General features: G+C 31.3%; 22 protein-coding genes. 14 read left to right on the plus strand and 8 right to left on the minus strand.

The genetic code is table 11. The features are described 5' to 3' along the window. Positions 1–4 precede the first annotated feature (4 nt). Positions 5–2,467 (plus strand): TonB-dependent receptor, encoded by a 2,463-nt coding sequence (locus QBK95_RS14485; protein WP_280934999.1) that lies wholly within the window; start codon positions 5–7, stop codon positions 2,465–2,467. Here QBK95_RS14485 and QBK95_RS14490 read toward each other — a convergent pair. Then, entirely contained in the window at positions 2,464–3,612 is a 1,149-nt protein-coding gene (locus tag QBK95_RS14490) for a cysteine desulfurase family protein (RefSeq protein ID WP_280935001.1), read from the minus strand. The genes QBK95_RS14485 and QBK95_RS14490 overlap by 4 nt on opposite strands. Before the next feature lie 306 nt (positions 3,613–3,918). Here QBK95_RS14490 and QBK95_RS14495 point away from each other — a divergent pair, with 306 nt between their 5' ends. After that, a complete protein-coding gene (locus QBK95_RS14495; protein ID WP_280935003.1) occupies positions 3,919–5,028 on the plus strand; it encodes a hypothetical protein in 1,110 nt (369 codons plus the stop codon). A gap of 9 nt (positions 5,029–5,037) precedes the next feature. Continuing rightward, positions 5,038–5,586, plus strand: a complete 549-nt coding sequence (locus tag QBK95_RS14500; RefSeq protein WP_280935004.1) for a hypothetical protein — start codon at positions 5,038–5,040, stop codon at positions 5,584–5,586. Here the strand turns inward: QBK95_RS14500 and QBK95_RS14505 are convergent, their stop codons facing one another. Both QBK95_RS14505 and QBK95_RS14510 read right to left on the minus strand, forming a co-directional pair. Then, on the minus strand, positions 5,587–6,138 hold the full coding sequence (locus QBK95_RS14505; protein ID WP_280935006.1) for a DUF8465 domain-containing protein: 552 nt from the start codon (positions 6,136–6,138) through the stop codon (positions 5,587–5,589). Positions 6,139–6,141: 3 nt separating this feature from the next. Further along, the gene (locus QBK95_RS14510) at positions 6,142–6,360 is read right to left on the minus strand and encodes a hypothetical protein (protein ID WP_280935008.1); all 219 of its coding nucleotides are present in this window, start codon (positions 6,358–6,360) and stop codon (positions 6,142–6,144) included. 171 nt (positions 6,361–6,531) lie between these two features. Between QBK95_RS14510 and QBK95_RS14515 the strand changes: the two genes are divergently transcribed. The 4 genes from QBK95_RS14515 (at position 6,532) to QBK95_RS14530 (ending at position 7,893) form a co-directional block, all read left to right on the plus strand. Beyond that, on the plus strand, positions 6,532–6,750 hold the full coding sequence (locus QBK95_RS14515; protein WP_445012630.1) for a DUF2752 domain-containing protein: 219 nt from the start codon (positions 6,532–6,534) through the stop codon (positions 6,748–6,750). 13 nt (positions 6,751–6,763) lie between these two features. Continuing rightward, on the plus strand, positions 6,764–7,084 hold the full coding sequence (locus QBK95_RS14520) for a CCC motif membrane protein (RefSeq protein ID WP_280935012.1): 321 nt from the start codon (positions 6,764–6,766) through the stop codon (positions 7,082–7,084). A gap of 109 nt (positions 7,085–7,193) precedes the next feature. Further along, entirely contained in the window at positions 7,194–7,472 is a 279-nt protein-coding gene (locus QBK95_RS14525) for a CD225/dispanin family protein (protein WP_280935014.1), read from the plus strand. After that, positions 7,459–7,893: a DUF2752 domain-containing protein gene (locus QBK95_RS14530; protein WP_280935017.1), complete on the plus strand. Its 435-nt coding sequence runs from the start codon at positions 7,459–7,461 to the stop codon at positions 7,891–7,893. Before QBK95_RS14525 ends, QBK95_RS14530 begins: the two co-directional genes overlap by 14 nt. A gap of 82 nt (positions 7,894–7,975) precedes the next feature. Here QBK95_RS14530 and rocD read toward each other — a convergent pair whose 3' ends face one another. From rocD to QBK95_RS14545, 3 genes are all read right to left on the minus strand, one after another. Continuing rightward, entirely contained in the window at positions 7,976–9,220 is a 1,245-nt protein-coding gene (rocD, locus tag QBK95_RS14535) for an ornithine--oxo-acid transaminase (protein WP_280935019.1), read from the minus strand. Between the two features lie 264 nt (positions 9,221–9,484). Continuing rightward, a complete protein-coding gene (locus tag QBK95_RS14540; protein ID WP_280935020.1) occupies positions 9,485–9,868 on the minus strand; it encodes a DUF6768 family protein in 384 nt (127 codons plus the stop codon). After that, a complete protein-coding gene (locus QBK95_RS14545) occupies positions 9,865–10,416 on the minus strand; it encodes an RNA polymerase sigma factor (protein ID WP_280935022.1) in 552 nt (183 codons plus the stop codon). Before QBK95_RS14545 ends, QBK95_RS14540 begins: the two co-directional genes overlap by 4 nt. 115 nt (positions 10,417–10,531) lie before the next feature. On the opposite strand from QBK95_RS14545, the gene rlmD reads away from it, so the two are divergent. The 3 genes from rlmD to QBK95_RS14560 are packed head-to-tail and all read left to right on the plus strand — an operon-like array spanning position 10,532 to position 13,181. Continuing rightward, entirely contained in the window at positions 10,532–11,941 is a 1,410-nt protein-coding gene (gene rlmD, locus QBK95_RS14550; RefSeq protein WP_280935024.1) for a 23S rRNA (uracil(1939)-C(5))-methyltransferase RlmD, read from the plus strand. A 3-nt stretch (positions 11,942–11,944) separates the two neighbouring features. Then, the gene (locus tag QBK95_RS14555; protein WP_280935026.1) at positions 11,945–12,463 is read left to right on the plus strand and encodes a DUF6452 family protein; all 519 of its coding nucleotides are present in this window, start codon (positions 11,945–11,947) and stop codon (positions 12,461–12,463) included. Beyond that, positions 12,429–13,181, plus strand: coding sequence for a DUF6048 family protein (locus QBK95_RS14560; RefSeq protein ID WP_280935028.1), 753 nt, complete (start codon positions 12,429–12,431; stop codon positions 13,179–13,181). Before QBK95_RS14555 ends, QBK95_RS14560 begins: the two co-directional genes overlap by 35 nt. Before the next feature lie 9 nt (positions 13,182–13,190). On the opposite strand, the gene QBK95_RS14565 is transcribed toward QBK95_RS14560, so the two are convergent. Next, on the minus strand, positions 13,191–14,336 hold the full coding sequence (locus QBK95_RS14565; RefSeq protein ID WP_280935058.1) for a THUMP domain-containing class I SAM-dependent RNA methyltransferase: 1,146 nt from the start codon (positions 14,334–14,336) through the stop codon (positions 13,191–13,193). 71 nt (positions 14,337–14,407) lie between these two features. On the opposite strand from QBK95_RS14565, the gene QBK95_RS14570 reads away from it, so the two are divergent. The 3 genes from QBK95_RS14570 to QBK95_RS14580 are packed head-to-tail and all read left to right on the plus strand — an operon-like array spanning position 14,408 to position 16,248. Continuing rightward, a complete protein-coding gene (locus QBK95_RS14570; protein WP_280935029.1) occupies positions 14,408–15,139 on the plus strand; it encodes an SAM-dependent methyltransferase in 732 nt (243 codons plus the stop codon). Further along, positions 15,139–15,816 carry a ZIP family metal transporter gene (locus QBK95_RS14575; RefSeq protein ID WP_280935032.1) on the plus strand — a complete coding sequence of 226 codons (678 nt, stop codon included), beginning with the start codon at positions 15,139–15,141 and terminating at the stop codon, positions 15,814–15,816. Before QBK95_RS14570 ends, QBK95_RS14575 begins: the two co-directional genes overlap by 1 nt. 3 nt (positions 15,817–15,819) lie before the next feature. Next, a complete protein-coding gene (locus tag QBK95_RS14580; protein WP_280935033.1) occupies positions 15,820–16,248 on the plus strand; it encodes a DUF4268 domain-containing protein in 429 nt (142 codons plus the stop codon). Between the two features lie 23 nt (positions 16,249–16,271). Here the strand turns inward: QBK95_RS14580 and trhA are convergent, their stop codons facing one another. After that, the gene (gene trhA / locus QBK95_RS14585; protein ID WP_280935036.1) at positions 16,272–16,898 is read right to left on the minus strand and encodes a PAQR family membrane homeostasis protein TrhA; all 627 of its coding nucleotides are present in this window, start codon (positions 16,896–16,898) and stop codon (positions 16,272–16,274) included. A gap of 358 nt (positions 16,899–17,256) precedes the next feature. On the opposite strand from trhA, the gene QBK95_RS14590 reads away from it, so the two are divergent. After that, the gene (locus QBK95_RS14590; RefSeq protein WP_280935038.1) at positions 17,257–19,380 is read left to right on the plus strand and encodes an ATP-binding protein; all 2,124 of its coding nucleotides are present in this window, start codon (positions 17,257–17,259) and stop codon (positions 19,378–19,380) included. Positions 19,381–19,831 lie beyond the last annotated feature (451 nt).

The raw sequence follows: 19,831 nt of genomic DNA on the forward strand, positions 1-19,831 counted from the left end.
TTCTTTGAAAAATCTTCACTCGCTCCTCATTGTTTGTTTAGTTTTTATAAGCTTCAGTACTTTAGCACAAGACGCCGTTGTAAAAGGTGTAATTTTAGATGAGTCAAATAGGCCAATATCAGGAGCTAATATCTCATTTGAAAACGACGGTACTCTATCTAATGAAAATGGTGTATACGTGCTTAACATTCCTTCAAATAAGGATGTAACGATAAAAATAAGTTATATAGGTCTAAAAGATATCACCTTCACCATTAATCTAAAAGAAAATCAGCAATATGAGCTAAATCCAATACTAAAAACCGATATAGAACAAATCAGTGAAGTTGTGATTACGGGCCGAGAACAAAAAATAGTAGAAGGAATCATCACTTTAGATCCCGAAACCATACGTGTCACTCCATCCGCTAATGCTGGTGTAGAAGGATTGTTAAAAACACTTCCTGGAGTAAGTTCTAATAATGAACTAAGTACGCAATACACTGTTAGAGGAGGGAATTTTGATGAAAATCTTGTATATGTCAATGAGATAGAAGTTTATAGACCCTTCTTAATTCGCTCTGGGCAGCAAGAAGGATTAAGTTTTGTAAACACTGATCTGGTTAGAAATGTAGATTTCTCTGCTGGAGGGTTTCAAGCAAAATATGGAGACAAACTTTCTTCAGTATTAGATATTACTTACCGAAGACCGACAAGATTCGATCTAACAGCGAATTTAAGTTTACTAGGAGGTAGTATAGCAGCAGGTGGAATCACTAAAGATAAAAAATTTGCTGGAGTCGTTGGTGTACGTTATCGCGACAATAGTCTTTTGGTAGATGCTCGACAAACAGAAACTAATTTCAGACCTAGGTTTGCTGATGTTCAAACCTATCTTTCTTATAATTTTTCTGAAAAATTTGAATTAGGCTTTCTTGGTAATATCGCCATTAACAGATACGATTATGAACCGTTAACTCGTCAAACAAATTTTGGTACCATTACAGAACCTATAGCTCTAACTGTTGTTTACGATGGTCAGGAGGAAGATCGATATGAAACATATTTTGGTGCTTTAAAAGGTACATATCAAGCTAATGACAATTTAACTTTAAAATTAATTGGATCCGTATATCATACACAAGAACAAGAACATTTTGATATTTTCGCTCAATATTTTCTTGGAGCGGTTAATACAGATATTGGTAGTGAAGACCTTGGAGACGTAGAGTTTAGCGAAGGTATCGGATCTCAACTGACACATGCGAGAAATGACCTTGATGCTTTGATTTTTAATTTAGAGCATAAAGGAACCTATATTGCAGACGAACATCAAATTGATTGGGGAATAAAATATACCTCAGAGGATATCAGAGATAGAATTCAGGAGTATGAGGTTATAGATTCTGTTGGATTTTCCATTAGACCACCTGGAACATTCATCAACGATCAACCATACAACCCTAACGCAAGTCCAATTGTACCTTTCACAAGTGTAAGAGCTACAAACATGGTAAACATTGACAGGTTTTCGGGATATGCTCAATATAGTTTACGAACTAATCTAAAAGAACATGAAATTTGGGCAAATGTTGGAGTTAGAGCACATAATTGGAATGTTTCTGGAGATGGAATTACCAGTAATTTTCAAACCGTTTTTAGTCCAAGAGCTCAATTAGCTATTAAACCTGATTGGAAAGCAGATATGATATTTCGTCTTTCTGGTGGGTGGTATCATCAACCTCCATTTTACAGAGAACTTAGAGATTTTCAAGGAACCGTACAACCAAGTGTAAAAGCTCAGCAATCCATTCATATTGTAGCAGGTAATGATTATAGCTTTAATATGTGGAATAGACCGTTTAAACTAACCACAGAGTTATACTATAAAACGCTTACAGATGTCAACACGTACACCATAGAAAACGTACGTATTCGATATCGAGCTAATAATAATGCCGAAGCATATGCTACAGGTTTTGATCTTAGACTTAATGGTGAATTTGTACCTGGAACTGAAAGTTGGTTTAGTTTAGGTCTTCTTAAAACTGAAGAAAATCAGGATAACAGAGGATATATTGATAGACCAACAGATCAAAGGGTTAAAGTTGGTGCGCTATTTCAGGATTATGTCCCAACAATTCCTAATTTAAAAATGTATCTCAATCTTGTATATCAAACTGGATTACCAGGAGGATCTCCAACCAATGCAGATCCTTATAATTTCCAAACTAGATTACGTGATTACAGAAGAGCTGACCTGGGTATTTCTTATATAATAGTAGATCAAAAAATCCGACGAAAAGAAGGAAGTTTCTTTAATAAATTCAAAGAATTAAATATTGGGTTTGAAATATTTAATCTTTTTGACAACCTTAATTCTATAACAAATACTTTTGTTAGGGATGCCGCTTCAAAACAACAATTTGCCATTCCGAATTTCTTAACGCAACGAGTTTTTAATGTACGATTGGGAATGAAGTTTTAATCCTGCATAAACTCTTTTAAAACACTAACCACATAGTCAACTTCTTCTTTGGTATTAAACTTTGAAAAAGAAAATCTAACAGAAGGTTTTAACATATCTTCTTCAGAAAGGATTTCTGTAAGTACATGAGAGCCTTTGCCACTTCCACTCTGACAAGCACTTCCTTTAGAACAAGCTATTCCTTTAATATCTAATTGAAATAACAGAATACCTGCTTTTTCTTGGGATATAGGAAGACAGACGTTTATTAAAGTATATGTGCTATGTTCTAAATCACAACAATTAGCATTAAACTTCACACCTTCAATATTTTCTTTTAACTGATCAACAAAATATTGTTTAAGGTTAGAAATGTATGCTTTTTCTTCATCCATATGCTCATATGACAACCTCAATGCCTCATCCATTCCTACAATATTATGAACACCTTCAGTTCCTCCGCGATATCCTCTCTCCTGCTCTCCTCCATAAATAAGAGGTTTTAAACCAGAGTTTTTCCTAATATAGGCAAAACCAACTCCTTTTGGCCCATGAAATTTATGTGCACTAACCGCTGTAAAGTCAACATCTAATTCATTAAGATTCACATCAAGATGTCCTATAGATTGCACCATATCACTATGAAAAAGTGCTTCATATTGCTTACAAAAGCTTCCTACTTTTTGAATATTTAAAATAGTACCAACTTCGTTATTTACATGCATCAAACTTACTAAGGTCTTTTCTGAAGAATTCTTTAATAAATCCTCTAAATGCCCATAATCTATAGATCCATTACTTTGAATATTTACATAGCTTACCGAAATATCAGTATTTGCCTGTATTTCCTGAACTGTATGCAAAACTGCATGATGTTCTATCTTAGAAGTAATAATATGCTTTACTCCCAAATCCCTCACTGCACTATTTAAAGCTAAATTATCAGCTTCAGTTCCTCCAGACGTAAAAATAATCTCGGATGCCTTAACACCTAAATATTTAGCTATGTTCTTACGAGCTTGTTCAATATGATTCTTGGCAGATCTACCAAATCCATGAGTAGAAGAAGGATTCCCGTAATCCTCTCTTAAAACAGTAATCATTCTATCAATTACTTCTGGACGCAATTGCGTGGTTGCCGCGCTATCGAAATAAACCTTTTGCATTAAATTTAAAAAATTAGTTATTGATCAGTGAAAAATTCTAATTAATGCAAAAATGAGCTATGACTTTTATCATATCTTCATTTTACATCCGCAAATCTAATTCAAATAAAATTATTTTCCTCACCACACGTTATAATCTTTCAATTCCTTTATTTTTGTCGAAACATTAAAAAAAGTAGAACAAACTAAACATGTGCGATTTTTGTTCGTCTTTATCATACATAACTCTTTTTTGGAAATTATGATCTGATAAAATTTTTCAAGAATAAAAAAAATAATTTGTTACTAACTTTCAAAATACAATCAGTGAAAAAGCTATTTCTTTTACTTATATCCTTAACTATTGTTTCTTGTGATGATGGAGATATTATCGTAACTAGTTTTGAGTTTGATGATGTTGACCTGCAACTTTGTAAAGGCTCTGCTACTGATGAATTTGTATTCTTTAAAATTAATACATCTATAAATGAAGCAATCTCTTATAACTTTATAGATGCAGAATATTCAGATACCATTCCTACAACAACACCTATAACTTTTGAATTATCAAATACTGATAATGGTTTTACATATAGACAATTTAACAATACTATTACAGCTGATTACTATTGTAGTAACATACCAGACAGTAATATTATAGTAACTGAAGAGTTGATAGGTGTTTCTGGACAAACAGAAATCATTAATGAAATTGTCAATGAAGATGATAATGATGGTGTAGCATCAGCTTTAGAAGCTCCTGATATGATTGAACCAGATGAAGACATGGACAATGATGGTGTACCAAACTATCTGGATGATGAAATAGACGATCCTATGATTGGAGATGTGAACAATATGATTGAAGATGGATACAATCACGATGATGATAACATCCCTAGTTTTAAGGATCAGGACGATGATAATGATAATGTACTAACAAGTGTAGAATTACCTAATAACGATCCTAATGATGAAAGTTTTCTAGATACTGATGGTGATAACATTCCTAATTATATTGATGAAGATGATGATGGAGATGGGATATTGACAAGAAATGAAGATTTTGATGGTAATGGAAATCCAAGGGATGATGATTATGATAACGATGGTATTGCTAATTTTCTTGATGACGATGATGATGATGATGGAATTCTTACTATCAATGAAGATGCGAATAACGATGGTGATCCTACAAACGATGATAGTGATGGAGATATGATTCCAGATTATTTAGACACAGACAATGACAGTGATGAAAACAATCCTAACGCAGATGTACCTTCTAGTCTTGATAATACTGTAATTACTACTTTTAGGACTACTTTGTCAATTACAGACATTATTCTAAATGAGGTAAATGATCAATTCGAAGATAAAAACTTTTCTTTTGGTTTTAGAGATGAGATTATCCCTAAGACTACCAAAAAAAACTAGATTAATATTATGATTAACAAATTAAGTGTTTTATTATTACTTGTTCTTTTTTCGATTAGTTGTAGTGAAGGAGATATTATTGATATCTCTGTAGATCTTAACGGAGATTTACAGCATTGTTCTAATGAAAATGATAATACTTTTGTATTCTTCACAATAGAATCAGAAACCAATAGATCATTATCTGTAAATTTTTCAAGTTCTAGTTTTATAATTACTCCGACTACCGTTGCGGACATCTCTATAACAGAACCCACTATAATAACTCTAAATACTACAAGTAATCAATTCTTATATAGAGAATTTGACACGATGATTAATGGGAGTGAGTATTTCTGTAGTAGCATCCCTCCTAGTAATGTTAATGTAACTCAGGAATTAGTTAGTTCTAATGGAACCGCAGAAATTACATACGTTTTGACGGATGATACCAGTCCGACTGAAACTATTTACGCTAGAACGGTAACATTAAAAGGGGTTACTTTAGAAGGTAATGGTATAGCTATTAGGAGAGAAATTTTAGAATTAGGATCGGATAACATCAGTATCCCTAAATAATTATTTAGGGTTCTGAACTATGTATACTTCCATTGCACCAAGACCATATTTTTTATAGTCAGCGTCAGATATTCTTATATTGTCATATCTACCAAACAAATACTTAAGCTCCTCTTTAAGAACACCTTGACCAACTCCATGAATAAAAACAACACGAGGAATCCGTTTGTTTATTGCAAAATCCAATTGTCTTTTTGCTGTATCTAATTGTAGCATTACCATTTCATGATTTGTCATTCCTTTAGTAGATTTCACTAATTTATGCACATGAAGGTCTACTTCCATAGGTGGTATACTGCGTTCTTTAGGTTTTTGAATTGGTCTTTTGGGTTTTTTCTTAAAAACTTCTTTTTCCTGAAGATTCTTTTGTACTTCTTCATATGAAGGAGCAATCAAACTATCTGATTTTTCTATCACTAATTCACTCATCGTAAAAGTCATATCAAAACCATCTTCTGATGCTATAGTAACCTCATTTCCTACTACGGCTATAACAATTCCCTCAATCGGTTCATCTAATACTGATACTTTATCTCCAACCTTAATCATCATTACTTATTCTTCTTCCTCCAGGCTTTCTTTACGACTTACATCAACACTCTGCTCATTTGATCTGGATAACAAACTAGTATTGATCAGAAATAATCCACTCATTAAACAAACAATACCAACGCTTTGTAGATAATAATTTTTTTGAGAAGCACCTATTTCACTAATTAACAAAACCGCACCTCCAACTATAAGAAGTAAACTAATTATTTTTTTTAACTTCATCCTGTTCATTCTGCAAAAGTATCAAATTATAGAATTTTCTGCACATTAATTTTTTGAATACTCAAATTGCGTATATTGTGGTGCTTAATCATAAATTGACAGTGTTTGGAAAAATATATGTTACCCTGCATAAACAAGAAAATCTTCGGTGTTGATTGTTTGGGTTGTGGCATGCAAAGAGCAATTGCTCTTCTTTTAAAAGGTGAATTTGCAGCTGCATTTCATATGTATCCTGCTATTTACCCCTTATTATTTCTTCTTTTATTTTTAGGGTTCAATTTTTTTGTTAAATTTAAAAACGATTGGTTCGTTAAAATGGGCCTGCTATTAATAACTGTACTTACAATGGTTGTGAGTTATATAATCAAAATGAAATTTATTTTCAATTAATCAACTATTCATTATGGAAAAACAAACGTTACCTAACTCTACACTAATCCTTGTTTTTGGTATCCTATCTATTGTAGGATGCTGTTGCTATGGAATAGGAATTATTTTTGCAATTGTAGCATTAGTACTTGCCAAAAAAGCAACTGCTTTATATACTGAAAGCCCAGAATTATATTCAGGACATCAGAATGTTAAAACAGGTAAAATATTAGCGATTATCGGTTTAATATTGAGTGTCATCTATTTTGGATATATCATCTGGTTATTTACCACTATAGGATACGATGGTATCTTGGAAATGCAAAAAGAAATGATGGAACAATATGGAGGGTAATTCATTAACATAAAAATTAAACGAAACTGCCTAGGTATAAATTCTTAGGCAGTTTTTATCTAAATCTTTTACATAAATAAAATAAACTTGAATTTTTAAAATCAAATATATGGAAGCTAATCAACCAAGACCCAACAATCACCTAGCCTTAGCAATTATCTCTACAATATTATGTTGTCTAATTACTGGTATAGTAAGTATTATTTATTCTACACAGGTAAACACAAAATATGATGCAGGAGATTATGAAGGCGCCATGGCAGCCTCAAAAAATGCTAAATTATGGGGGTTAATCGGAATTATTGGAGGTGTTGCTGTTTGGATAGTGATGTTCTTAATATATGGTGTAGCATTATTTAGCGTCTTAGGTGCTAATGGAAATTTCTAAAAACCGAATATCTACATATGTAAAGTATGGGTACTTTCTTGCAATTGTACCCGTATTTTTTTTGTTACGATACTACTACCTAAATGATCCTGCCTTGAATACTGGAAATAGTTATTTCCCAGGCTGTATCTTTCATTCGCTTACAGGTTATCATTGTCCTGGATGTGGTAGTCAACGTGCTATCCATGATTTACTAAATGGTAGAATCCTTCAAGCACTGCAGCATAATTTTTTATTCATTATACTTGCAATGGTTGTAGTTTTCAAAGGCTATTATTATATTTCTAAAAAAGTTTTCAATAAAAATATAACGGATTGGACCTACAATAAATATTTAACCTACGCAATTTTGATATTAGTGATTTCATATTGGATATTACGAAATATCCCAGTTGCACCATTTTGTTATTTGGCTCCTTAGAAAGCAATATGTATATAAAAAAATGTCACTGACAAATATACTTCATCAATGACATTTATTATTTTAAAATAAATACTATAAGTTATACCTCAAATTCCTTAAGTGTCTTTGTTATAATCCCAACACAATCTAACAATTGTTCTTTATTCATTACTAATGGCGGTGCAAAACGAATAATATTACCGTGAGTTGGTTTTGCCAACAAACCATTTTCTTTTAGAGCCACACAAATATTCCAAGCCGTTTCACTCTCTTCATCATCATTAATAACAATTGCATTTAACAACCCTTTACCACGAACTAAATTAACGATATTAGATGTTTGTATATATGTATCAAGTTCTGATCTGAATAATTGACCTAGTTCTTCTGCATTCTCAGCAAGTTTCTCATCTCTAACGACTTCTAATGCAGCCATAGCAACCGCAGCTGCAACAGGGTTACCTCCAAATGTACTTCCATGATTACCTGGCTTAATTACACCCATGATATGATCATCAGCTAAAACTCCAGAAACAGGATATGCTCCTCCGCTTAATGCCTTGCCTAAAATCAGCACATCTGGTTTTACATTTTCATGATCAACCGCTAATAATTTTCCAGTTCGTGCAATTCCAGTTTGCACTTCATCTGCAATAAATAATACACCATGTTTTTTACATAAAGCTTTAGCTCTTGACAAGTAATCTTCAGAAGGTACATATACGCCTGCTTCACCTTGTATTGGCTCTACTAAAAACCCAGCTACATTAGTATTATTTTCTAACGCTTCTTCTAAGGCTTTCAAATTATCATATTCAATTTTGATAAATCCTGCAGTATATGGTCCAAAGTTCTTTCTGGCAACAGGGTCATTAGAAAAAGAAATGATCGTAGTTGTTCTTCCGTGAAAATTATTTTCGCACACGATAATCTGTGCTTCATTTTCTGCAATACCCTTTTTCTCGTATGCCCATTTTCTACAAAGCTTTAATGCAGTTTCCACCGCTTCTGCTCCAGTATTCATTGGTAATAGCTTATCAAAACCAAAATACTCAGAAACAAATTTCTCATATTCTCCTAGCTTATCATTGTAGAACGCACGTGAGGTTAATGTTAATGTTTGCGCTTGCTCCATCATTGCTCCAACAATTTTTGGATGGCAATGACCTTGATTTACCGCAGAATATGCACTTAAAAAATCATAATACTTTTTCCCTTCTACATCCCATACATATACACCTTCTCCTTTACTCAGTACTACTGGTAATGGATGATAGTTATGAGCTCCATACTTGTTCTCTAAATCGATTGCTTGTTGCGAAGTTAATTTTTCTAAAACAGCCATTTTTAATAATTTAAATTGATAAAATAACCATTCCTTCTCTACCTTTATCCTTTCGAAAAGACTCGAAAATTCAGCGTGGGAGAGAAATCATCCCTAAGAGAGTCGCAAATTACTAAATCTTTATTGATTATTTAATTTTACACGTCATAATCCCTCATAATTTTCATTTTAGCAAATCCACACACAATTATCACATTAAAACACAAAAATTTCCGATTCCTGTAAAAGAAAAAAATGACCATTTTAGCTTAATTAATTGTGTTACTAGGATATTTTTCCTGCCAATGATGAGATTTGAAGTTCTAATCTTTTAATTTCTCTTAATAATGCATTCTTATCCATTTGCATCCATGAAAATAACTTTAGCATTCCTGTGATCATCATACAAAAAAACCCTGCAGCAGTCCATTTTATTAATTCATTAGTGTTGTCAGTGTTTAAAAACTGAATTAAACAATATATAAAAAGCCCAAATACTACTAGATTTACAATAAACATCATCACAATAACCCAACTATTTCTTGTTTTGAAAAGCCCACCTACCATTTCCAATAGATTTTGCTCATCTAACTCATCATAAAACTTGGCTTCTTCTTGAGTTAATGTTTCTTTAATTAATTTATCAATGTCATTCATATTATTTTTCATAATTCTTGTTTTTTTATAATTAATTTTAATTTCTCTCTAGCGTTAAATAAACGAGACTTTACCGTTCCTGCAGAAACATGTATGATTCCACTTATTTCTTTAACGCTATACTCTTCTATATAAAAAAGATTCAATACCAACTGTTGTTTATAAGGTAACTTCTGAATAGCTTTTTTTAATAACATTAATGTATCTTGATACTCATCACTACTTTCTTGATTAGAATCAACAGGGATTGTTTTATAACTATTTAGATGCTCCAACTCTTTCTTTTGTTTTCGTAAATAATTAATAGCATTTCTAGTTACAATCGTTAATGCCCAGCTCCCAAAACGATTAACATCTTTTAAATCAGATATTTTTCCTAATATAGTATTCCAACTATCTTGAGCTATATCTTTAGAAATTTCTCTATCACCAGTATACCAATATGCTTGTTTACATAATTTGGCATGCCATCTTTTCACAAGAATTGCTGCAGCTTTCCTGTTTCCAGATTGGTATTGTAATACCAACAAAGAATCAAATGTTTTATTGGTGTTTATCATAGTGACCTTTATAATATAGACGTAGAAATTAAAATTAGGTTCATTTTTTTGTTTCTTTTTATAAGATAAATGGAATAATTAATAAGTATATGTTTTCTATTCTTATTTTTGCGCTATGGCAAGAAAGAAAAGAAAGCAAGTTTTTGAGAATATAGAAATAATCGATGCTGGTGCAAAAGGAAAGAGTATTGCTAAAGCTCCTGATGGGAAAATTATATTTGTAAACAATGCTGTTCCTGGAGATGTAGTTGACATTCAAACAACTAAGAAACGTAAAGCTTTTTATGAGGGCTCTGCAATTATTTTTCATAAAAAATCAGATAAACGTGTAGATCCTGCATGTAAACATTTCGGAACGTGTGGAGGCTGTAAATGGCAATTTATGGGATATGAGCATCAATTGGCTTATAAAGAACAAGAAGTAGTAAATAATTTGACACGCTTAGGAAAAATTGAATTACCAACTGTAACACCAATTCTGGGCTCTGAAGATCAATTTTTCTACAGAAATAAAATGGAATTTTCTTTTAGTGATAGTAGATGGTTGACATTGAAAGAAATCCAGAGTGATGCCGAAATTGGAAACCGTAATGCATTAGGGTTTCATATTCCTGGAATGTGGGATAAAATTTTAGATATAGATAAATGTCATTTACAGGAAGATCCAAGTAATGATATCAGAAATAAAATAAAGACATTTGCAACAGATAACAACTTATCATTCTACAATGCTAGAAATCAAAATGGGTTTTTGCGTACCTTAATGATGAGAATAGTATCTACTGGGGAAATTATGATACTGGTTCAGTTTTTTCATGAAGATGTAGAAAAAAGAACGTTATTATTAGATTATATCGTTTCTGAGTTTCCTGAAATTACTTCATTACAATATGTAATAAATTCTAAAGGAAATGATACAATCTATGATCAAGAAGTAATTTGTTATCATGGAAAAGATCATATAGAAGAAGAAATGGAGGGATTACGTTTTAAGATCAATGCCAAATCTTTCTACCAAACCAATTCTAAGCAAGCATATGAATTATATAAAATTACTCGTGATTTTGCTGGACTTACTGGTAATGAATTAGTATATGACTTATATACTGGTACAGGCACAATCGCTCAATTTGTTGCAAAAAAAGCAAAAAAAGTAGTTGGTGTTGAAGCGGTACCTGAAGCAATCGAAGATGCTAAGGCAAATGCGAAACATAATAACATTGATAATGTAGAATTCTATGTTGGTGATATGAAAAAAGTATTTACATCAGATTTTATTGCGACTCATGGCCAACCCGAAGTAGTTATTACAGATCCTCCAAGAGATGGAATGCATAAAGATGTTGTAGGTCAATTGTTAAATATCTCTCCAGACAAAATTGTATATGTAAGTTGTAATAGTGCAACACAAGCAAGAGATTTATCGTTATTAGATAGTATATATAAGGTAACTAAGGTACAACCTGTTGATATGTTCCCACAAACGCATCACGTTGAAAATGTAGTGTTACTTGAAAAAAGATAATTCATGAAATTATATAAAACTTTAATACTTAGTATTTGTAGCCTTGTTGCGCTCTATCTAAGTTCTAGTTGTGAACGCGACGATATCTGTGCAGAAGACACACCTACCACTCCGTTGTTAATTATCAAATTTATTGATGATGAGACGGTTTCTGACATTAAACAACCAGTGGATCTTGAAGTAAGATCTACGGATCCTTTAATTACTAATTCACTTCCTAATATTGTTTCAAGAGATTCGATACTTATACCTTTACGAACAGGTTCTCAAATAACAGAGTTTGAATTTATAATTAATGCCACCAATGAAGATCCTAATTTAGTAAATAGTGACGTTGTAAGTTTTCAATATACTGCAGTAGAAGAATATGTAAGTACTGCTTGTGGTTTTAGAGTTAGCTACGAAGGACTGACCAGAACATTAACTCAGGAAGAAAATGATGGAAATTGGATTAAAAGAATAACTATAGAAGAAGATAACGTTACCGATGAGACAGCTGCACACGTATTTATTTTTCATTAGTCTCCTGGTTTCAGGTACTATACTAAGTCAAGAAACTAATATTTCAGCAAGAGACACACTACCTCCATCCGAAAAGTATGGATTAAGAGTTGGAGTAGATATTGCTAGATTAATCAGAACTGCAATTAATGATGATTATTCTGGTTTTGAAATTAATGGAGATTATCGAATCTACAAAAATTATTATATCGCGGCAGAAATTGGCAATGAATCCTTATTACGAGATGAAACCAATATTGAAGTAGAAGGTTCTGGTAGTTATATCCGTCTTGGAGTTGATTATAACACCTATAAAAACTGGTATGGTATGCAAAACAACATCTATGCTGGGCTTAGATATGGGTTTTCTACTTTTGATCAAACATTAAATAACTATAGGATATTTACGGGTACAGACTTTTTTGACCTACCTGATACGCCTTCGGAAAATTTCAGAGATGAAAAAATAGAAGCCAAGAGTTTAACAGCTGGCTGGGTAGAATTAGTTTTAGGAATAAAAGTTGAAATTCTAAACAATCTCTATTTGGGCGCCAGTGTTTCTTTAAGGGGCATCGTTAATGAAAAAGATCCTAGCGTTATAATTGATGAAAATAACACCAGAACATTTGAGAATTTATTTATTCCTGGATACGGCAGAACCAATGATTTTAGTCAATTTGGCGTAGGGTACACATATACTATTAGTTATTTAATTCCTTTTGCGAAAAAGAAAAGGTAACATAAGTAGTTAAGGCTTGTTTTGAAATTTGGCTTTCTTGCTTCCAGCGTACATTTCATATTTTACTAAGCGTGATTCCAATTTACCGTTAAAAACTTTTATTTTTCTTGAAGGTCTGAGTCCTACATATTTCAAAGCTTCCAGATTAGAAGTAATAAACCACGCATTTGTATGTGGATACCCTTGTTTTAAGGTATCTCCTATTTGACCATAAAACTTTTCTTCGTCTAGTTCTAAACGTTCTCCATAAGGAGGATTAAAAACCATATGAAGTTGTTCTTCTCCTTCTTTAGAGGTATCGAAAAAATTGTCATCATTAATCGTAACAAAATCCGTAAGATTTGCATTCTCTACATTTTTCTTTGCTTTTCTAACTGCAGAAGGGGCCTTATCAAAACCAACAATAGCATGCTTGAAATCCCGTGTTTTGTTGAGGCAAGCTTCTTCTATCTTTTCGAACACATCCATATCCCAATCTAACCACTTTTCGAATGCAAACTCTTTTCTATTTATATTAGCTGGAATATTACATGCAATCATTGCCGCTTCAATTGCAATAGTTCCGCTACCACACATGGGATCCAAAAAATCACATTGCCCGTCCCATCCAGATAAAAGTAATAAACCTGCAGCCAGCACTTCGTTTATAGGAGCAATATTGGTTGCTGTTCGATATCCTCTATGATGTAAAGATCCGCCAGAACTATCTAACGAAACTGTACACATATCTTGTTGAATATGAATATTAATTGTCAAATCTGGGTAATCGGTATCGACATTTGGTCTTTTTCCCGTTTCCTTCCTAAACTTATCTACAATCGCATCTTTAGATTTTAAAGAAATAAATTGCGAATGCCTAAAAATAGTAGAATTTACAGTAGCATAAATAGCGAAAGAATCATTAGTGTCTAGATATTCATCCCAGCGAATTGATTGAATAAAATTATATAAATCCTTTTCATTACGAATTCTCTTGGAAGAAATAGGCTTTAATATTTTCAAGGCAGTTCTTACACAAAGGTTTGCTTTATACATAAAACCTGTATCTCCATAAAAACTAACCATTCGATTACCAACTTGAACCTTTTGAGCACCTATGTTTCTAAGTTCTTTTGCTAATATTTCTTCAAAACCAAAAAAAGTTTTGGCTACCATTTTAAATGAATTACTCACTATCTTCTTATTCACTATTATTAAACCGCAAAAATACATTAATTTTGCGCCCTATGCTAAAAGATTCAACAATGTGGTATGCATCATGGTTCGATACACCATATTATCATATATTATATAAAGATAGAGGTCACGAAGAAGCTCAGGAGTTCATGGATAACTTAACTAAGTATCTAAGCCTAGAGCCTGATGAAAAAATCCTAGATCTAGCCTGCGGAAAAGGAAGACATAGTGTTTATTTAAATCAATTAGGATTTGATGTTACTGGAGTTGACCTTTCTAAAAATAGTATCGAATATGCCTCTCAATTCGAAAATAAAACATTAAGATTTAGGGTACACGACATGTCAAAACCTTATTCTGAAAAGTTTTCGGCTGTTTTTAATCTTTTTACAAGTTTTGGTTATTTTGAAAAGGAAGAATGTAATCTCAGTACTATAAAAGCAATAAAATCCGATCTAAACGAGCAAGGTTTTGGAGTTATCGATTTTATGAATGTAGATTATGTTATAGAGAACCTTGTTCCTCAAGAAACTAAAGAAGTATCTGGAATAACATTTTATATAAAAAGATATGTTAAGGAAGGGTATATTTATAAAGAAATAAAATTCAATGATAATAATGAAGACTTTTTATTCACTGAAAGAGTAAAAGCGCTGAGCTTAAAAGATTTTCAAAATTATTTCGAAGAAGCTGAAGTCAGTTTGCTTGATGTTTTTGGCAATTACCAGCTTGAAAAATTTAATACTACAACTTCTCCTAGACTCATTTTGATTTTTAAATAGTGCACAATTATTTCTTATCCATATCTGCTGTTTTTATTGGTTCATTGATTGTTTATATATTCAAACCTAATAATCAAAAAAACCTTAAACTACTCTTATCATTTAGTGGAGCTTTTTTACTAGCCATTACCATTTTCAGTTTACTACCTGAAGTGTTTGAAGATCATCAATATGCCAAACAAACTGGTGTTTGGATTATGATAGGGATCTTACTACAAAAAGTATTAGAATATTTTTCGAAAGGAGCTGAACATGGTCACATACATATTAATAAGGAAACCAAAGAAATTCCAAAATTACTTTTCTTTAGTTTGGGGATTCATGCAATTTTAGAAGGTTTTCCTATTCATAATACAGATGGAATTATGATAGGGATTATTATTCACAAAATACCAGTAGCAATGATTTTAACTACTTTTTTAATCAAAACAGAGATTAAGAAATCGGTGATAGCACTAGTTCTTATTCTTTTTGCTTTAATGACTCCATTAGGTACTTTTATTGCAGAACATTTTGAAATCGTACAAGGATTCTATAAAGAAATCACAGCATTGGTTATAGGGATATTTCTACATGTATCTACTACTATTCTTTTTGAAAGTAATGAAGGTCACAAATTTAATATTACTAAATTAATGGTTATTCTAGCCGCAACGATTACTGCATATTTTATATAAATAATGTTTAGTAGAGAAGAATCGAAAAAGATTAGACAAGAATTCTGGACGACTTTTGGAAAAGTTTATCCAAATAAATGGTTGTTATATAATACAAAAATTAAGGATGTAACTCTTAAGTTTACATTTACCACCAAACACGCTCAGGTATCTATCGATATTGAACCTTTTGATGAAGTAATCAGAGCATATTATTTTGATAAACTTTTAAGTTTAAAAAACATATTAATTACAGAGTTTCTACAGGATATTATTTTTGAAGAATTTTACGAATTAGAAAACGGCAAAATTATTTCTAGGTTATACGTAGAATTACCAAATGTAAGTGTTCATAATAAAAAAACCTGGAAAGAAACAATGCTTTTTTTACACAAAAACATGATGAAACTAGAAACATTCTTTTTAGAATATAAAGATTTTATCGAAAATTAGTATTGAAGCTTGAAACTAGATATTTATATTATGTACTTCAATATAAATATATAATGAAACACACTACCTGCTAATACAAATAGGTGCCATATCACATGGTTGAAATTTAGTTTATTAAAAGCGTAAAATATTATTCCCAATGTATAAGCTAAGCCTCCCATCATTAAATAAAAAATACCATCCGAACCCACTTGACTAGTTAATGTAGAAATATCCAACATAATTAACCAACCCATTAATAAGTATAAAATAACAGAGATAATTTCAAATTTACCCGTAAAGAATAGCTTAAGAACTGACCCTAAACCAGCTAGAGACCATACCGAAATAAAGAGGAACCATCCTTTACTATCCAATAATCCAATTAAAGTTACTGGACTATAAGTACCAGCAATCAGTAAATAAATACTGATATGATCCATAACTCTAAATCGCTTTTTAAGTACAATACTATTAGTATAGTGATAAGCCGTGGAAGCGAAATATAACGTTATTAACGAAATAGAATACAATATAATTGAAAAGGTACTATATTCAGTTTTATTGGCATTCTCAAGCAATAGGACAAATAAACCCGCAATAGATAATAAAAAACCAATTCCATGAGTTAACCAATTCCATCTCTCCTCGATTGGGCTTTGTATTTTCATAGCTAACAAAAATAACAAAGTACTTATACTCTAAAAAACTATTTTTAGGTAATTCTAAAAATTATAAATACGACATGTAATCATTATATTTTTTTAGCACTATTACAGGGAACAATTCAATTATTTTTACATAAAAAGTAAGATTTACACTACTTATTTAATCTTAAAAAAGAAAAAAAACTACGCTTTAAGCGTATATTGAATACATTTAAGCCGTTATTCTCTTTTTTTTTTATATATTTGATTACCCCAAAATCTGTATTGAATAATGAAAAGTATTAAAATCACGAGGTACTTTATATGCTTCCTATGTCTTAACTTATTTTATTCTACGCTATACGCCAATCAATATGAAAACATGCCATTTTCAGAATTGGAAAGCACAATCATTCACACCCAAGATCACCTAAATTCAATTGGAAGAGCTAATGGTGTTATGATTATAGAAACAATCATAGACATTTCTGAAAAATTCAATTCTCAACAAGAATATTATTTAAAAGGATTATCATATAATTTTCTTGGTAACATCCATTTTTCGACAAAAGATTATAAAGAAGCTCTAAAAAACTATAAGATTGCCGATTTATTTATAAAAGAATTAAAAGGACACCCAGAATTATCCATAGATATAAACAACAATATTGCATTAGTATATCTCGTTGGATTTAATAAACCAGGAAGAGCTCTAAAAAGAATTAAACATATTTATGAAAATTCTGAAGATTTAAATGAATATTCTAAACATATATTAGAATTAAACATAGCAAACATTTATATAAAAACTAAGCATTACAACAAAGCATACTCTCTTCTAAAAAAATGTAAAAGATACTTTAGAAACAATCCGCAACATTATTCCAAATTAGTTATTACCTATACCAGTTTTGGTGAGTATTATAATTACAACAGAAACTATCCTTCTGCTATAACATATTATGAAAAAGCTGCAGCACTTGCAGAAAAAAATCAGTTGTTTAGACAAGCAATGACCATATATAAAAAGTATGAAGATTTATTGGTAAAAATTGGAAGACAAGACAAAGCATATACTATTTTAAAAAAATATACAAAACATCATCAAACTGCCCTAGAAACCGAAAAGTTGGAAGCAGATCAGTTTAAGGAAAAACTAATAGTAAGTGAAAAAAACAATACTATTCAAACTCAAAAAGCAGAGCAATCAAAAACTATATCAATATTCACCTTATCTCTACTTTTGTCCTGCCTAATACTCTTTTGTTTTTTTATCTATAATCATAAAAAAATTAAAGTCCTTGGAAAATCTCTTGCTATACGGAATAAAGAACTTCAGGTTTCAAAAGAAAAATCAGATCATCTAGCAGCAGTCAAAACAAAATTCATATCCACAGTTAGTCACGAACTTAGAACTCCTTTATATGGGGTAGTTGGTCTATCATCCATTCTTATGGAAAGGATTAAAGATGAAGAAAATCATAAATTTATAAAACTAATGAAGTTTTCTGCTGATCATTTACTTAACCTGATCAATGACGTACTTCAAGTTACCAAGATGGAGTCTTATGAAATAAGTCTTGACAAATCTATTTACAATATAAAAAGCTTAGCTGATGATATTAAAAATTCCTTCGAATATCAGGCTGATAAAAATGGTAACACTTTACACCTTAATTTCGATTCAAATATACCTAATTCGCTTATAGGGGATTCGGTAAGGTTATCTCAGATTTTTATTAATCTTATTAGTAATGCCAATAAATTTACCAAAAACGGAAACATTTGGTTAAACTTTATTAAACCAGTAATTACAGATAAGCACGTTCAAATTACATTTGAGATTAAAGATGATGGACGAGGGATTCCTTTAGAAAAACAAGAAATAATTTTTGATAAATTTTCTCAAGCGGATTCTAAAGATCATACTACAGGCACAGGCCTTGGTTTACATATTGTTAAAAGTTTAGTCAACTTGCACGGTGGAGATATAAAAATAAAAAGTGCTCCTGGCAAAGGTTCTACATTCTATTTCACTATTTCTTTTGAAATTGATTCATCTGTTGAACAAAGCAACAAAGTAAATGATTCAAAAAAATGTATTGCGTTAACCAATACATCAGACTATAACATTCTAATAGTTGAAGACAATAAAATAAACCAAATAGTCACTAAAAATGTTCTTAAAACTAAAGGATATGGTTCTAAAATTGCTGATGATGGACTCATAGCAATTCAAATGGTAAAAGAAAACAGGTACGACTTAATATTAATGGATTTAAACATGCCAAATATGGGAGGGATGGAAGCTACTAAAAAAATTAGAGCTTTTAATCCCGATGTTCCTATAGTAGCATTAACTGCATCTGACACCCAAGATACAGTAAAAGCAATTCTGAACCCAGATTCTGGTTTTAATGATTTCTTGAGAAAACCTTACAAAAATGACGAGTTTTTTAGAAAAATAGAACTTCACATTAATGCTTCTATTTCTAAAGCCTCCTAAAATTGATATATTATTATAATAATTAAAATAAGTAACTTCTTAGATGCTACTAAGATCACACAGATTTATGAAGGAACGAGCGAGATTCAAAAAATTGTAATCTCCAGAAGTATTCTTAGAGACTAATTAGTTAAATACTCTCTATTAAAAAGCCCAAATTGCAGTTGCAATTTGGGCTTTTAGTTTATAGTATACTCCAGTTATTAAGTTCATTACCGATTCATTATACTAACATCCTTCACTTTAACAATAAAATTGGTAATCATCTGATTTTAAAAAATCACTTTATTGATCATCCTTCTGATTAACATATTATAATCAATCTATGCATTTTAATTTTCAGGTATAAAAAAACCCTTCATTATCTATAATGAAGGGTTTCAAGGAAGGCGGCGACCTACTCTCCCACGATTGTAGTACCATTGGCGCTAACGGGCTTAACTTCTCTGTT

Source organism: Aquimarina mycalae, assembly GCF_029906345.1.
In the GTDB taxonomy this organism is placed as follows: domain Bacteria; phylum Bacteroidota; class Bacteroidia; order Flavobacteriales; family Flavobacteriaceae; genus Aquimarina.

What these genes read in the sequence shown, in the direction of transcription:
- QBK95_RS14490 (WP_280935001.1), bottom strand. Translation starts at nt 3,612, where the DNA reads ATGCAAAAGGTTTATTTCGATAGCGCGGCAACCACGCAATTGCGTCCA.
- QBK95_RS14500 (WP_280935004.1), top strand. Translation starts at nt 5,038, where the DNA reads ATGATTAACAAATTAAGTGTTTTATTATTACTTGTTCTTTTTTCGATT.
- QBK95_RS14505 (WP_280935006.1), bottom strand. Translation starts at nt 6,138, where the DNA reads ATGATGATTAAGGTTGGAGATAAAGTATCAGTATTAGATGAACCGATT.
- QBK95_RS14510 (WP_280935008.1), bottom strand. Translation starts at nt 6,360, where the DNA reads ATGAAGTTAAAAAAAATAATTAGTTTACTTCTTATAGTTGGAGGTGCG.
- QBK95_RS14515 (WP_445012630.1), top strand. Translation starts at nt 6,532, where the DNA reads ATGCAAAGAGCAATTGCTCTTCTTTTAAAAGGTGAATTTGCAGCTGCA.
- QBK95_RS14520 (WP_280935012.1), top strand. Translation starts at nt 6,764, where the DNA reads ATGGAAAAACAAACGTTACCTAACTCTACACTAATCCTTGTTTTTGGT.
- QBK95_RS14525 (WP_280935014.1), top strand. Translation starts at nt 7,194, where the DNA reads ATGGAAGCTAATCAACCAAGACCCAACAATCACCTAGCCTTAGCAATT.
- QBK95_RS14530 (WP_280935017.1), top strand. Translation starts at nt 7,459, where the DNA reads ATGGAAATTTCTAAAAACCGAATATCTACATATGTAAAGTATGGGTAC.
- rocD (WP_280935019.1), bottom strand. Translation starts at nt 9,220, where the DNA reads ATGGCTGTTTTAGAAAAATTAACTTCGCAACAAGCAATCGATTTAGAG.
- QBK95_RS14540 (WP_280935020.1), bottom strand. Translation starts at nt 9,868, where the DNA reads ATGAAAAATAATATGAATGACATTGATAAATTAATTAAAGAAACATTA.
- QBK95_RS14545 (WP_280935022.1), bottom strand. Translation starts at nt 10,416, where the DNA reads ATGATAAACACCAATAAAACATTTGATTCTTTGTTGGTATTACAATAC.
- rlmD (WP_280935024.1), top strand. Translation starts at nt 10,532, where the DNA reads ATGGCAAGAAAGAAAAGAAAGCAAGTTTTTGAGAATATAGAAATAATC.
- QBK95_RS14555 (WP_280935026.1), top strand. Translation starts at nt 11,945, where the DNA reads ATGAAATTATATAAAACTTTAATACTTAGTATTTGTAGCCTTGTTGCG.
- QBK95_RS14560 (WP_280935028.1), top strand. Translation starts at nt 12,429, where the DNA reads ATGAGACAGCTGCACACGTATTTATTTTTCATTAGTCTCCTGGTTTCA.
- QBK95_RS14565 (WP_280935058.1), bottom strand. Translation starts at nt 14,336, where the DNA reads ATGGTAGCCAAAACTTTTTTTGGTTTTGAAGAAATATTAGCAAAAGAA.
- QBK95_RS14570 (WP_280935029.1), top strand. Translation starts at nt 14,408, where the DNA reads ATGCTAAAAGATTCAACAATGTGGTATGCATCATGGTTCGATACACCA.
- QBK95_RS14580 (WP_280935033.1), top strand. Translation starts at nt 15,820, where the DNA reads ATGTTTAGTAGAGAAGAATCGAAAAAGATTAGACAAGAATTCTGGACG.
- trhA (WP_280935036.1), bottom strand. Translation starts at nt 16,898, where the DNA reads ATGAAAATACAAAGCCCAATCGAGGAGAGATGGAATTGGTTAACTCAT.
- QBK95_RS14590 (WP_280935038.1), top strand. Translation starts at nt 17,257, where the DNA reads ATGCCATTTTCAGAATTGGAAAGCACAATCATTCACACCCAAGATCAC.